Source organism: Rhizobium cerradonense, from assembly GCF_030182455.1.
Classification (GTDB): domain Bacteria; phylum Pseudomonadota; class Alphaproteobacteria; order Rhizobiales; family Rhizobiaceae; genus Rhizobium.
On the sequence record NZ_JAQJCK010000002.1, the window covers coordinates 76,713 to 91,025 of the forward strand.

Genomic DNA, 14,313 nt, shown 5'->3' on the forward strand with positions numbered 1-14,313 from the left:
TTTTACGAGACAAATCGTCCTTACTTGGCCGGAATCTTCAATTCACGGCCGATGGTAAGGTGGCGCGCTCTGAGATTGCGGTTGGCGGCCACGAGTTTGCGCCATTCGCCGGCATCGCCGTAGTAGGTCTTGGCGAGATCCCAGAGTGTGTCGCCGGCGGCGATGACATGGGTGGTCGGCGTTTTCGGAGGCTCGCTTGCCTGGGGTGCCGGCGCCGCAGCCTCCTGCGTTGATGTGGCAGGCGTGGTGGTGCCGGGTGCTGAAGTAGCGGGTGCGGTGGTCTCGGGCGCTTTAGTCGTCGCCGGAGCGGTGGTAGCTGGGGCTGTTGTTGCGGGAGCGGTCGTCGTCGGAGGCGTCGCGGCGGGGGCCGTGGTCTCAGGCGTTGACGTGGCAGGTGTGGCGGTACTGGGTGTCGACGCAGCGGGCGCGGTCGTGGTCGGCGCAGTCGTGGTTGCCGGAGCGGTAGTAGCTGGGGCTGCTGTTTCCGGAGTGGTGGTCGTCGCCGGAGGCGTCGCGGCGGGTGCTGCCGTCTGAGATGTTGACGTCGAAGCAGCGGGAGCCGTCGTGGAGGGGGCTGCGCTGGTTTCGGCCGCAGCCGGGACGGGCTTCTGATCCGATGATGCTGCCTGTTGCGTCTCCGCCGGCTTGCCTGCCTCCGGTTGGGCAGCGGTTGCGGTGCCGCCGAGCTGTGCTATGCGGCCATCGGTGTAGGGCTTGTAGGGATTGTGCGACGCCAGATAATCGGCGACCACCGCTTCGAGGTCGGGGCCGAAGTCATAGGCGTTCTTGCCGTTCTGCGCGAAGACGACGTAACCGTCTCCGCCGGCGCGCATGTAATTATTGCTGACGACGCCATAGGTCTTGTTGGGATCGAGCGGCACGAACTCCGTGCCTTCCTGCACAACGACGGAGACGACGCGGCTGCCGGGCGGCTTTGATTTGTCGAAGGTATATTTGATACCAGCGACCTGCGGGAAGCGGCCGGCGCCATCGTCGATCTGGCTGAGGCCGTTTTCCAATGCCGTCTTCACATCAGCGCCCGTCAACTGGAAAGTGGCGATGGTGTTTTGGAACGGCAGCACGGTCAGCACGTCACCCATGGTGACGTCACCGGCGCCGATCGAGGCGCGCAGGCCGCCGCCGTTCTGGATGGCGATGGCGATGTTCTGATTTTTTGTGCGGTCCAGCATAGCGTCGGCGACGAGATCGCCCATGGAGCATTCCTGAACGCGGCAAATCTCACGTGCGCCTTCGATCGGGGCCTGCGTGGCGCCAATGACCTTATGGCGCAGTTCCTCGATCGGCTTGGCCATCTCCTGGACACGGGCGGCAATGGCGGGGTCCTGTTTGATCGAAGAATCGAGCAGGATCGGATCGCCCTTGGCTTCCTTGACGACGCCGTTGTCATCGAAGGTGATGACGATATCGCCGAGATATTTGCTGTAGGAGGCGGCCTGAACGACCGGGACTTTATAACCTGCAGGGTTGTCGACCATGGTCGGATAGGGGCCAGCGGCTTTCGGGTCCGTATTCGACAGCAGCGTGTGCGAATGACCGCCGACGACGACATCCACGCCGGCGATTCTGGCGATCTGGGCGACGTCGCGCGGATAGCCGACATGGGTAAGCGCGATGATCTTGTTGACGCCCTGCGACTTCAGCGCGTCCACTTCGGCACTGATGGCGGCCGCATCGTCGGTGATCTTGACGTGTGGGCCGGGGGAGGAGAGCTCCGGCGTCTCGGTCGTGACCGCGCCGACGATGCCGATCTTCTGGCCGCCAATATCGAGCACGATCGATTTCTTGATGCGGTCGCCGATTTTCGATTCGCCGTCGATGACCAGATTGGCGGTGACCACGGGGAATTGCGCCTTGTCGAGGAAGGCTGCGAGCGGGCCTTCGCCGTCATCGAATTCATGGTTGCCGACGGTCATGGCGTCGATCTTCATATCGTTGAGGAATTCGACCTCGGCAGCTCCCTTGTAGGTCGTGTAGAAAAGCGAACCCTGAAAATTGTCGCCGGCATCGAGCAGCAGGACATTTTGGCCGGCAAGTGCGGCGCGACGCTGGTCGATCGCGGTCTTCAGCCGCGCTGCGCCGCCGAAGCATTCATTCTTGCTTTCTTCGGCGGCAGAGCAGGTGGCGTCGAACTTGTTGATCGGTTCCACGCGCGAATGGAAATCGTTGAAGTGCAGAATGTTGAGCTGGTAATCCGCGAAAGCGGTGCTGGCGCTGAGCGCCAAGGCCGCAACGGCCAAAAGACCCATACCCAAGGGCTTCGTCATCTCTCTCTCCTGTTACTCACCATATCCGGCCCGCCCATGTCCCGCAGCGGTACCCCCGGGGCGAATCTTTCCATCCCGGCGAAAAGAGCGCAAGCAAAAGCTGTTGGCTTTATTAGGATTTTGCAAATCAACGGAAAAGAAGCCGCTGTATCAGGCGCAAGCCTCAATGGAGGCATCGCCATAGGATTCCCGCAGGGCGGCGAGGACATTCCAGCCGATGGCAAGGGTGAGAAGCAGGCAGCAAAGTGCCGCGATGCGATGAAAGCGCCGGCTGCCATCGCGGTAAAGCAGGATCGTGCCGGCGCCATAGATCAGCAAAGCAGGCAGGGCGATGATGAAGACGCTTATCGGTCCGTCACAATCGAGCGCCGCGATGCCTTGTGCCTTATAGCTGTTGGCAGGCAAAGCCGCCGCCAGGATAGCGACCGGCAATGCGGCGACCAAAACGAGATAGAGCACCAATCTGCGCATGGCGATCTATCCGTCCACAGCGCCCGTTTCAGCCCTAGCGGCGAGTGAGGGAGAACTGCTTCCCGGCATCGGACGTGCAGTTGAGCTGGGCGGGGCTGATCATGGCGCAGTTGATCTTGGACTGAGTCTTGCGCACCAGCGAGGTCATGTTGATCTCGATCAGGCTGGGAGAAACGCTGGTATAGGTGCCGGAGGCCAGAACCGAATTGCTGTCGGTGGTGTGGGTCGTGAATGTGCCGGCCTGGAAGGTCGAAATGAGGCCGTTTGCATCGCTCCAGTTGCCTTCTACCCCTGTCTGCGGCTGGACGCTGGCGCGCATGGCCGGCGGAGGCCTCGATCCGCCGAAATCGACGCAGGCGGACAAGGCTGCTGCGGCGGCGAGAAGGGCAATGCTGGTTCTGATCTTCATAAATGTCTCCCGCGATTGAAGGCGGACTAATGTCATGTTGGTTGCGGGAAACCATGCCGTGGCCATCTGTTGAAAGCAAGGCTTCAGAACCCGTCAGGTCGATTTATCCGGCGAGCGTAACAAAAATGCCCGCACGACCAGTGCGGGCATTTGAGTTTCTGACTGTTCGGATGATCCGTCGATCAGCGAACCAGGATGTTCTTGAACTGCCAAGGATCCTTGGTGTCGATGTCTTCCGGGAACAGGCCCGGACGGCCGTCAAGCGGAGTCCAGTCGGTGTAGTGGCCTTCAACCGGACCGAGATACGGCAACTGCACTTCGAGGCAGCGCTTGTAGTCGATCTCGTCAGCTTCGACGATGCCGGCGGTCGGATTTTCCAGGGCCCAGACCATGCCGGCGAGCACGGCGGAGGTCACCTGCAGGCCGGTTGCATTCTGGTAAGGAGCGATGCGGCGGGTCTCTTCGAGCGACAGACGCGAACCGTACCAATAGGCGTTCTTGTCGTGGCCATAGAGCAGCACGCCGAGTTCGTCGATGCCGTCCTCAAGCTCGTCCTCGTCCAGAACGTGATGGACCGGCTGCGCCGTGCCGCCGTTGCCGAACATTTCGTGCAGCGACAGCACGGCGTCGTTGGCCGGATGATAGGCGTAGTGGCAGGTTGGGCGGAAGGTGACGTCGCCATCCTTGTCGCGGACCGTGAAGAAATCGGCGATCGAGATTGACTCATTGTGCGTGACGAGGAAGCCGTATTGCGGGCCGGGGGTCGGGCACCAGGTACGAACGCGGGTGTTGGCGCCCGGCTGCTCGAGATAGATGGCGGCCTGGCAGCCCTTCTTGTGCTTCTTGGCGTTCTTCGGCATCCACGCTTCATGGGTGCCCCAGCCGAGTTCAGCCGGCTGCATGCCTTCGGAGATGAAGCCTTCGACGGACCAGGTGTTCCAGAATACGTTCAGCGGCTTCGGATGCTTGGTGCGCTGAGTGTCACGCTCGGCGATGTGGATGCCCTTGACGCCGACCTTCTTCATCAGCTTTGCCCAGCCTTCGCGGTCATGCTGATCCGGCTCGTCGAACTTGATGCCGATATCGTTGGCGAGATTGACGAGCGCCTGCTTGACGAACCAGGAAACCATGCCCGGGTTTGCGCCGCAGGTGGAAACAGCCGTCGCACCACCGGGGTTCTTTGCCTTTTCCTTGCGCACGGTTTCACGCAGCGCGTAGTTGGTGCGGTCGGCGTTTTTCATGTTCTTGTCGAAATAGAAGCCGAGCCAGGGCTCGACGACGGTATCGACATAGAGCACGTCGAGCTTGCGGCACAGCTTGATCAGGTCAAGCGAAGAGGTGTCGACCGAGAGGTTGACGCAGAAGCCCTGGCCGCCGCCTTCCGTCAGGAGGGGCTTCAAGAGGTCCTTGTAATTGTCCTTGGTGACATATTCCTCGATATAGCGGACGCCATGCTTTTCCAGGATCGCCTTGTGGTCGGCGTCCAATTGCGGGTCGATGACGACCATCCGGCTTTTGTCGAATTTGAAATGGCGTTCGATCAGGGGCAAGGTGCCGCGGCCGATGGAGCCAAAGCCGATCATTACGATCGGACCGGTAATTTCGGCATATACCGGATAGTTCTGTTCCGTCATTCTTGTCTCCTTCGAAGGGCAGGACGCCGTTCGGCCTGTGAAATTCAATCAATATGTGCGCGAAAATGCGAGGTGAACGGCTCTAACCATAAATTGATGTCACAATAAAGAGCCGTCCCGGCTTATCGGGCAAATGTCAAGCCGGTGAAGCAACGTCCGCAAGCGCTCGCAATTGTCTCGCCAGCTCGCTTTTCTGGTGCGTGAGGCCCTTATAGGCCGTCTGCTGCTCATCCAAAGCATCCAATTGCGCGGCAAAACTCAACGCCAGTTCCGAAGCTTTGGGATGGTTCGCGATCGCTGCGATCGGGTCGACATAGACGCGGATGGTAAAGAGGATATCGCCTGATACCGGCAGCTTGCGCAGCGTCTGGCGCTCGACGCGGGCGAAGCGGGTCTCAAGCGTGGGAGGCGTGGCGGCCGGCGGACGGCTATGCGTCGACGTCCGGAGAGACAGCTCCTTCGTCGTGCTCACCGACCAGTTCATCCGCTCGACAGGCTGCGCCACCTGCAGATTGTCGAAGATGCGGTTGATGAGGACAGCATTGCGGGTGCCCTCGCCAAAGCCGGGCACGTCTCCATGAATCGCCTGCATCGGCCGGCCGAATTTTTCCTGAAGCGACCAGGAGGAGGGGAAGGCGACATGGCCGGCGACGAGATGCCAGCCATTCTCCTTGCGCCGCATGATGACGAGATCGTCGGCAACGAGCGAACCGGCCTTCAGGAGCGGCGGCAGGCCGGGATCGGCAAGATCGATCGAGTGACCGGCGGCGGAGATGGTATCGCCGTCGCGGCGATAGATTGCCGGATGCTGTTCGCAAAGATAGGTCGTCAGGAGGTCAAGACATTCCCGTTGCGCATGTTCCGAACCGGCTTCGGAAACGAAAACATCATTGCGGCGGTCGTAAAGAAGCCTTTGCTTTTCATCGAGATAGCGCCCGAGATCGGCGTCCGGCTCGATCCATCGTGCCGGATCGAGCGGCATCAGGCCGATCGTGAAGGGTTTTGCGGAGCCGTCATAGGGCGTGTAGGTCAACAAGGTCATGGATGGAGCTTACTGCGTCAGCGTTCCCTGATGGAAGAGCATTCGCCAATGCTCCTCCGCTTCTAGCCGCCAGATCGAGCTGCGAAGCGTTCTGACCTCACGACCATCCGGATAATGGCGGGCCGCACGATAGGTCGCGAGCGCGAGCGTACCGGAGAGCATCTTCAATTCGAAGTCGGTCAACGTTCGCGAAATACCGTCGGGCTCACCCTCGACAAGCCGATCGACGATGTCGCGGAACGTATAGAGAGCGCCCGAACTGCCGATCTCGCGAAACTCGGCAGACAACAGGTCCGCCAACGCCTGTTTCGATGTGCGCACCGCCGGATCGAAAAGCCGTTCTTCCAATTCTTTCAGATGTCGACAGAGATCATCCATCACGGTGACGGACGGCATCGGCGAACTCCCTCCCGTTTCAAATCAGACCTTCAGGGCCTCCAATCCTTCTCTGACGGTCGTCAGAGCGATTTCCGCGACGTCATAGGCGGCAACGCCGTGGATGGTGAAGGGATCGGCTGCGACATAGGCTTCCAGTTCGGCGCGATCGCCGCGGGCAAAGATGATGCCGCCAGTGCGCGGCATTTTGCGGCCGGACGCGAGAAACCAGCCCTTCGCATAGCCTTCCTTCACCCAGGCCATATGCGGCTCCATGTGCTTGTCGGCTTCGTCATTGCCCTTGAGATAGGTCAGCGAGAGGATGAACATTGCGTCAATTCCATATGAGTTGTGTGCGGATCAGCCCGCGCAGGGAGTTCCCGACATAAAGCGCACCTTTTTCCAGATCGTCCAGCCTTATCCGACCGACTCGGGCTTTGCGCTGGCAGATGAGTTCGGTGCGCAACACGCCGGCGAGCAGGCCGGAAGAGATCGGCGGCGTTCGCAACGGTCCGGAACCCTCGTCGAGGAAGATCGAGGTAATGGTGCCCTCGCAGACCTCGTCCTTTTCATTGAGCAACAGCACTTCGTCCGCCTCTGCCGACGAATATTCGGCGCGGGCAGCCTCATAGACGGACCGACGGGTGGTTTTGATGCGCAGTAGCTTGTCGGCAGAATCAAGACGAGTTCCAGCAATGCGGACGCGCCAGACGGTATCGGGAGCAAGGGGCGTGAAGGCGGCAGTCGTAACGTCTGTCTGCCCGGTGCGATCGAATGTCAGGCGCACCCGCAACGGAGCGTTCGCATCAGCAACAGCAGCATCGAGTTTCGCAAGCGCATCCTTCGGCGCGGGAAAACCCAATCGGCGGGCGGAACGTTGCAGTCGGGCAAGATGGAGGCGCAGGCGCACGAAGCCCGTCTGCGGCTCGTAGCGCAACGTCTCGATCAGCGAAAAATCCTCTAGCGCTTGATCCATCGATCTCCCATGGCGAAGCGCGCCTTCAACAGGCATTCTTCATATTCCGCCTCCGCCGTCGAATCGAAAACGATGCCGCCGCCGACATTGAAGACGGCACGGCCGTCATCGAACAGCGTGATGGTGCGGATCGCCACGGAAAAGCGCATGGCGCCGCCAGGTGAAATCATGCCGATCGCCCCGCAATAGGCGTCGCGCGGGTTATCTTCGAGTTCGTGCAGAATTTCCATCGCCCGCATTTTCGGCGCGCCGGTGATCGAGCCGCAGGGGAAGAGCGCTGCGAAGATATCGCGAATGGTCATGTTGGGGAGTAGCTTCGCCTGCACATGGCTGACCATCTGGTGCACGGTCGGATAGGTCTCGATCTCGAAGAGTTTCGGCACGTCGAGCGTACCGACCTCGGTGATGCGTGAGATGTCGTTGCGCAGGAGGTCGACGATCATGCGGTTCTCGGCCTGCGTCTTCTCGTCGGCCAGCATGGCGTCGATGATCTCGGCATCCTCGACGGCGTCGGCGCCGCGCTTGGCGGTACCCTTCATCGGATGCGTCTCGATCCAGCCGTCGTCGTCGGTCCGGAAGAAGAGTTCGGGCGAGCGCGACAGGATGATCGGGCCGCCGAGATCGACCAGCGCGCCATATTTTACCGGCTGAAGCTCGATCAGCGACCAGAAGGCGGCACGGGCGTCGCCATTCCAACGGGCCGTGATGGGCATGGTCAGGTTTGCCTGGTAGCAATCGCCCTGGCGCAAATGCCAATGCAGCCGGTCGAATCTCTCTTTATATATAGGGAAGTCCCACCCGGCCGTGGCGTCGGTCAGAAACGCCTCGTTTTCAAGGCGTTGCAATGGCTGGGAGAGGGCATGGCCATCCGCCGCCGGAGCGTCGAAAACGCCGAAAGAGAGCAGCGGCGTCTGGCGGTTTTCTTCAGCGAAAGGCGCAAGCTTTTCCTCGAAGAGGTGACCGGCCTCATAGGCCATATAGCCCGCCAACCACTTCCCCGCGGCCTTTGCCTTTTGCATCCGATCAAGGGCGTTGAAGAATTCCGCACGTGTTCGAGCTGTGATGATCTCCGCCGGTTCGGCGAAGAGCATCACCTGTCCTGTGCTGTCGTCCCGGAAGAGGACGTAGGGTTGCGTATCGGCCACGTGCGATTCTTTATCAGTGTGCATCAAGCACTCTTATCAAGCGCCTCCAGCTCATCGATGAGCCCTTCGATCATCGACAGTCCCTTGCTCCAGAACGACGGATCGGTGGCGTCGAGGCCGAAGGGTTTCAGGAGTTCGGAATGATGCTTGGTGCCGCCGGCCTTCAGCAGCTCGAAATATTTCGCCTGGAAGCCCTCTTCGGCATTCTGATAGACGGCATAGAGCGAATTCACCAGGCAGTCGCCGAAGGCATAGGCATAGACGTAGAAAGGCGAGTGGATGAAGTGGGGGATATAGGCCCAATAGGTCTCGTAGCCCTCTGAGATCTTGATCGCCGGCCCGAGGCTTTCCGACTGGACGGAGAGCCACAGCTCGCCGATATCGTCTGAAGTCAGCTCGCCGTTCTTGCGCGCGGTGTGAACCTTACGTTCGAATTCGTAGAAGGCGATCTGGCGGACGACCGTATTGATCATGTCCTCGACTTTCTGGGCGAGCATCGCCTTGCGCTCGCGCTTGTCGGTGGTCTTGTCGAGCAAGGCGCGGAAGGTCAACATTTCGCCGAAGACTGAGGCGGTTTCGGCCAAGGTCAGCGGCGTCTGGCACATCAGCGCGCCTTGGCCGCCGGCAAGCACCTGATGCACGCCATGGCCGAGCTCGTGCGCCAGCGTCATGACATCGCGCGGCTTGCCCATATAGTTGACGAGCACATAGGGATGTGCGGAAGGAACGGTCGGATGCGCGAAGGCGCCCGGCGCCTTGCCGGGACGCACCGGCGCATCGATCCATTCCTCATCGAAGAAACGCTTGGCGATATCAGCCATTTCCGGTGCGAAATCGCCATAGGCGGAGAGAACGGTCTGCTTCGCCTCGGTCCAGGGGATCAGCGCGTTGGAGGTCTCGGGCAGCGGCGCGTTGCGGTCCCAGAAATTCATCTGTTCCATGCCGAGCCACTTCGCCTTCATCTGATAATAGCGATGCGACAGGCGAGGATAGGCGTCGCGCACGGCGGCAGCCAAGGCATCGACCACCTCGCGCTCGACGCGGTTGGCCAGATGCCGGCTGTCGGCGATATCTTCGAAGCCGCGCCAGCGGTCGGCGATGTCCTTATCCTTGGCAAGCGTATTGGTGATCAGGGTGAAGATGCGCAAATTGGCCTTGAAGGTCTCGGCGAGAGCCATTGCCGCCTTGCGGCGCAGCTCGGTGTCTTTCTCCTGAAGCATGTTCAACGTGACTTCCAGCGGAAGCTTCTCGCCGTCCACCTCGAAGCGCAGCTCCGCCATGGTCTCGTCGAACAGGCGATTGAAGGCGGCGGCGCTGGTCATGGATTTTTCCAGGAATAGCTGCTCCAGCTTGTCCTCGAGCTGGTAGGGCTTGTCCTTGCGCAAGTCGACGATCCAGGGACGGTAATGGCCGGCGGCTGGGTCGTTTGCCATGCAGGCGTCCATCACCGCATCGTCGATGCGATTGAGTTCCAGCGGAAAGAACAGCAGATGGGCGGAATAGTCGGTCAGCCGCGCCTGCACGTCGCCATAGAGCTTGCCGTTGGCCGGATCGCTGGTGTTTGAGAAATAGGTAAGGCCCGCGAAGGAGCCGAGGCGGCCCATGATATCGTCCAGGGCTTCATAGTCCTTCAGCGCTGCACCGATGCCGGCTTCACCGGTCTTGGTGGCAGCGTCCGCAAGTTTGCCTTTCCACTTTTCCTCAAACGCGATCGCCGCCTTTCCGGCCTTTTCCATATCACTGACAAAGGCGGTGGAGGTGGCGGACGGATAGAGGTCGCTGAGCTTCCAGGCGGGCAGATCGCCGAGGGCGGGATTGGTTGCGGCGGCCGCCGGGCCGGCGGAAAAATTAAAGGATGAATGGAGCGAGGTCGGGCTCATGGGCGGTATTTCCTCTGCTTTTCTTTGCGGAACAGTCCGGTCTCTCCGTGTCTATTCGGCTGAAAAGGCCGCGGCAAGGGCGATTTCCTCGAGATCGGACAACCGAATTCATAGGCACCGTTACATTCGTCATAATGATTAAAATATGATGCTTTGGCAAAACTTCGTGTTCAAGCCTTTCTGCGAAGGTCCTCGTCAGGTTTCGCATGAAGTGAGGCACCAATGACCGTATTTAATAGCGCCAAGGGGGGCGCGCAGATTCTCGTTGTTGAGGATGATCCGATTCAACGCCGTCTGCTGAAAAACGCTATCGAGCGGCACGGACACGTTGCTCATCTGGCGGAGAATGGCCGTTTTGGCCTTGAGATACTGAAGCGCAACAGCGATCAGATCAATGTGATCGTGCTCGATCTCATGATGCCGGAGATGAACGGCATCGAGTTTCTGAGCGCGCTGCGCGATATGGGCACCGAGGTGCCCGTCATCGTGCAGACCGGGCAGGGCGGTATCGAGACCGTAGTGCAGGCCATGCGGGCCGGCGCCTTCGATTTCGTCGTCAAACCGGTATCGCCGGAGCGGATAGCGGCTTCGATCGCCAATGCGCTGAAGCTCGATCAACGCGAGGCTAGGGCTCGCGCCGGACGCAGGTCGCGCTCCAGCGCGATCAGTTTCGACGACATCGTTTCTGCAAGTCCGGCGATGATGCGGGTGATCGATCTTGCCCAGCGAGCAGCGCAATCGAACATCCCCGTGGTGCTCGAGGGCGAATCCGGCGTCGGCAAGGAGCTGGTGGCGCGTGCCATCCAGGCCGCCAGCGACCGCGCTGGCAAGCCCTTCGTGACGGTCAATTGCGGTGCCATTCCGCACAATCTCGTGGAGAGCATTCTCTTCGGCCATGAGAAAGGCGCCTTTACTGGCGCTGCCGAGCGGCATGTCGGCAAGTTTATGGAGGCGGACGGCGGCACGCTGTTCCTCGACGAAGTCGGCGATCTGCCGCTGGAGGTGCAGGTCAAGCTCCTGCGCGCTGTACAGCAAGGCGAGATTGAGACGGTCGGCGCCCGCGTTGCGCAGAAGGTCAATGTCCGGCTGATCTCGGCCACCAACAAGGACCTGATCGAGGAGGTGAAGGCCGGCCGGTTCCGTGAAGACCTCTACTATCGCCTCAACGTTTTCCCGATCACCATGCCGGCGCTGCGTCGTCGCAAGGAAGATATTCCGTATCTTGCTCGTGCCTTCGCCGACCGATTTGCGCTCGAACAGAAGCTCGGCCATTCGCTTTCGATCAGTCCGGGCGCCCTGGCGTTGCTGACCGCCTATGACTGGCCGGGCAATATTCGCCAGCTCGAAAACGCGATCTTCCGCGCTGTCGTGCTGTCCGAGGGTTCGGAACTGGTCGAAGCCGATTTTCCGCAGATCGCGGCACAGTTGCCCGGCTATTTCACTGCCGAGCATCCGACCTTAGTTGTGGATAATTCCGAGGCTTTCAGCATCGGCGCGGAGACCGGCGAGAGGTTTGAGCGGGGGACGCGTGTCAGTTCCTCGGATGCGGTTACAACCCCGCCGCTATCGGTCGTCGAAACACCGTCTGTTTCGGCGGCAGACAATGTCATCGTCAGTACGGACCCGTCCGGTGACGTCAGAAAGCTCGCAGATGTTGAGGAAGAGCTCATTCGATTCGCTCTCAAATTCTATCGAGGACAAATGAGTCAAGTGGCAAGGAAGCTCGGAATCGGGCGGTCGACTCTCTATCGCAAGTTGAAGGACTATGGAATAGACCCGGATGACCCGCAGAAACATGCGGCTTGAGCGTATATTAACGTTTAGGCAAGCATATTTTGTTACCTGTCGTAAAGCACTTGTTAGTGCATCGTTCACCATGTATGAAGAGGGCGACCATGTGTGGCATTTTTGCCATCGTGTCACCGCAATTGACAGCCATTTGGAACACGATGCGACATTGTCTGTCGGACGGGGATCGAATTGCCGAATCTGATTGGAAATACCAAGCTTAATAGCTTGAGCAGGCTTTTTGCGTGCTCTGAGATATTTCGTAAGGTGGCCAAGGTCGTAGCCGTTGGTCTTCTTGCGATGGCTGTTTCCACTCCGGTTTTCGTTGGAACCCCCTCCCAGGCAGGCGGCGAAACCCGCAGCCTCAAGATCTATTACGTCCATACAGGCGAAAAGGCTGTTATCACCTACAAGCGCAATGGAAAATTCGATCCGGACGGTTTGGAGAAACTGAACCGCATCCTGCGCGACTGGCGTAAAAACCAGCCGACCAAGATGAACCCGCGCTTGTTCGACCTGATCTGGGAAGTCTACCGCGAAAGCGGTTCGCATGAATTCATCTATGTCGTCTGCGGCTTCCGCTCGCCGGGAACCAACGAGATGCTGCGCACGCGTTCTGCCCATACGGGCGTCGCGAAGAAGAGCCAGCATATGCTCGGCAACGCGATGGATTTCTATATTCCGGACGTCAAGCTCACCAAGCTGCGCGAAATCGGCATGAAGCTGCAGGTCGGCGGCGTCGGCTATTATCCGACATCCGGCTCGCCCTTCGTTCACATGGACGTCGGCGGCGTGCGCGCCTGGCCGCGCATGGATCGCCAGGATCTCGTCCGTCTCTTCCCCGATGGCAAGACGATGCATATTCCGGCCGACGGTCGGCCATTGCCGGGCTATCAGGAAGCGGTTGCCGACTATAAGCGCCGCATGTCTTCCGACGATATCCAGATCGCCAGTGCTTCGTCTCCGCGTCGTGGCTTCTTCGCCAGACTGTTTGGCGGCGGTGCCGACGAGGAAGAGGACAATGCGGATGAAGGCGCACCGGCAACGGCAGCGCCGACCACGGTCGTTGCCAAGAAAGGCCAGTCCGCTCCTGCGGCGACGGATGACGGCGGCGATGACAGCCAGCCGGAAACGCAGGTTGCCAGCATAAATGCGCCTGTTCCGCAGGTTCGGCCAGCCTTCGGCAATCAGCCGGCGGGCAGCGAAGTGGCTTCGGCTCTGATGTCGCCGCCGCATAACGCCGCTCAGGATGCGCTTGCCGCAGCCATGCCGGATGCGAATGACCAGCAGCAATATGCGGATCTTCGCACCTATCACGTTCCGGTTCCGTCGCTCCTTGACCGCCGTTCGCCCGGTGATGCTGAGCTAGCTTCGGCAGAGTCAGACCAGACCGCGGGCGTGCCGGTTCCGGTTGAGCGTCCGGAAATCGCCGAAAACCTGCTTGCTTCCGCCGATGCCGATCCGGACGCGATCGATGATGCGGCCGATGAAGGCACGCTCTCGCCGTCGATCGTGGCAGCTCTCGAACAGCATCGCGTCGATCAAGCGGATGTAAATGCTGGCGTTCCGGTTAATGCTGATGTTCCGGTCAATGTGGCCGCCAACAATGCCGCATCCAAGGATGAGATGCCGGTGAAGACTGCTGCGGATACCGCGGCGCCGGCCAATGCCGTTGGCGACAGTGACGCCGTCCGGGCGATCGCTGCGGTCTCGCCGCAGAAGCGGCCGGGACAGCAGATGCCGATGCAGGTCGCGGCACTTGCGCCGACCACCAATGAGATCAAGGTCAGCAGTGGCCGCTTCAATGATAGCTTCGAACCGGCGCTGTCGCAGGAGCGTCCGATTGCTGCCGGTATCGCGACCAAGGGCGGCCGGCCGAATAGGCAGGATGCCGCAGTGGCCGATGCCGGCCGTGCGACCGTGACCACCGAGCCGAAGCTGACCGAGAAGATGATTTCGCAGTGGGCGATCGCCAATGCCCGTGTCGAAATCGTCAACCGCCCGGTCAAGGCACCGCGCTTCGTCAGCCCGACGCTGCGCGCGCAGCCGACCGCCGTCTATACCGAAGGCTTCAAGGTGCAGACGGCATCGATCGATCCGGAACGCTTCAGCGGTTCGGCCGTGAACTTCCTGCAGGTAAAGAAGTTCAATTCGGTCGAATAGCCCCACCTCCGCCGATCCAAAAGAAGACCGCCGAAGCGGTCGGTTTCGCTTCGGTGGAGCCGGCCGTTGATGTTCTCTAGGTTCGAACGGGGCTCAACGCTGTTCTGAGTTCAGCCGAAAACACTTTCTCCATCGAACACCCGCG

General features: G+C 60.2%; 11 protein-coding genes and 2 pseudogenes. 3 read left to right on the forward strand and 10 right to left on the reverse strand.

The window, feature by feature from the left end; translation table 11 throughout:
* Positions 1-20 precede the first annotated feature (20 nt).
* The 10 genes from PH547_RS04540 to PH547_RS04585 all read right to left on the reverse strand — a co-directional run bounded on the left by PH547_RS04540 (position 21) and on the right by PH547_RS04585 (position 10,217).
* Positions 21-2,285, reverse strand: a complete 2,265-nt coding sequence (locus tag PH547_RS04540; protein ID WP_285167613.1) for a 5'-nucleotidase C-terminal domain-containing protein — start codon at positions 2,283-2,285, stop codon at positions 21-23.
* A gap of 150 nt (positions 2,286-2,435) precedes the next feature.
* Complete coding sequence (locus PH547_RS04545; protein WP_104824245.1) at positions 2,436-2,756, reverse strand: hypothetical protein; 321 nt, start codon at positions 2,754-2,756, stop codon at positions 2,436-2,438.
* Between the two features lie 34 nt (positions 2,757-2,790).
* Positions 2,791-3,165, reverse strand: a complete 375-nt coding sequence (gene omp10 / locus PH547_RS04550; protein WP_283047352.1) for an outer membrane lipoprotein Omp10 — start codon at positions 3,163-3,165, stop codon at positions 2,791-2,793.
* A 182-nt stretch (positions 3,166-3,347) separates the two neighbouring features.
* Positions 3,348-4,799 (reverse strand): homospermidine synthase, encoded by a 1,452-nt coding sequence (locus tag PH547_RS04555; RefSeq protein WP_104824243.1) that lies wholly within the window; start codon positions 4,797-4,799, stop codon positions 3,348-3,350.
* 136 nt (positions 4,800-4,935) lie between these two features.
* On the reverse strand, positions 4,936-5,841 hold the full coding sequence (locus PH547_RS04560; RefSeq protein ID WP_285167616.1) for a heme-dependent oxidative N-demethylase family protein: 906 nt from the start codon (positions 5,839-5,841) through the stop codon (positions 4,936-4,938).
* A gap of 9 nt (positions 5,842-5,850) precedes the next feature.
* Positions 5,851-6,219, reverse strand: a complete 369-nt coding sequence (locus PH547_RS04565) for a nuclear transport factor 2 family protein (protein WP_285167887.1) — start codon at positions 6,217-6,219, stop codon at positions 5,851-5,853.
* A 42-nt stretch (positions 6,220-6,261) separates the two neighbouring features.
* Positions 6,262-6,546 (reverse strand): YciI family protein, encoded by a 285-nt coding sequence (locus tag PH547_RS04570; RefSeq protein ID WP_285167617.1) that lies wholly within the window; start codon positions 6,544-6,546, stop codon positions 6,262-6,264.
* Between the two features lie 4 nt (positions 6,547-6,550).
* Complete coding sequence (locus PH547_RS04575) at positions 6,551-7,192, reverse strand: aminotransferase class IV family protein (protein ID WP_285167619.1); 642 nt, start codon at positions 7,190-7,192, stop codon at positions 6,551-6,553.
* Positions 7,177-8,337: an aminodeoxychorismate synthase component I gene (locus PH547_RS04580; RefSeq protein ID WP_285167889.1), complete on the reverse strand. Its 1,161-nt coding sequence runs from the start codon at positions 8,335-8,337 to the stop codon at positions 7,177-7,179. Before PH547_RS04580 ends, PH547_RS04575 begins: the two co-directional genes overlap by 16 nt.
* A gap of 23 nt (positions 8,338-8,360) precedes the next feature.
* Entirely contained in the window at positions 8,361-10,217 is a 1,857-nt protein-coding gene (locus PH547_RS04585; protein WP_283047348.1) for a M3 family oligoendopeptidase, read from the reverse strand.
* A 222-nt stretch (positions 10,218-10,439) separates the two neighbouring features.
* On the opposite strand from PH547_RS04585, the pseudogene PH547_RS04590 reads away from it, so the two are divergent.
* From PH547_RS04590 to PH547_RS04595, 3 genes and pseudogenes are all read left to right on the forward strand, one after another.
* A pseudogene (locus PH547_RS04590) lies at positions 10,440-11,691 on the forward strand (sigma-54-dependent transcriptional regulator); the annotation flags it as partial.
* A gap of 125 nt (positions 11,692-11,816) precedes the next feature.
* A pseudogene (locus PH547_RS33930) lies at positions 11,817-12,023 on the forward strand (helix-turn-helix domain-containing protein); the annotation flags it as partial.
* Between the two features lie 174 nt (positions 12,024-12,197).
* Positions 12,198-14,168 (forward strand): peptidoglycan L,D-endopeptidase MepK, encoded by a 1,971-nt coding sequence (locus PH547_RS04595; protein WP_104824237.1) that lies wholly within the window; start codon positions 12,198-12,200, stop codon positions 14,166-14,168.
* The last annotated feature ends 145 nt before the right edge of the window (positions 14,169-14,313 follow it).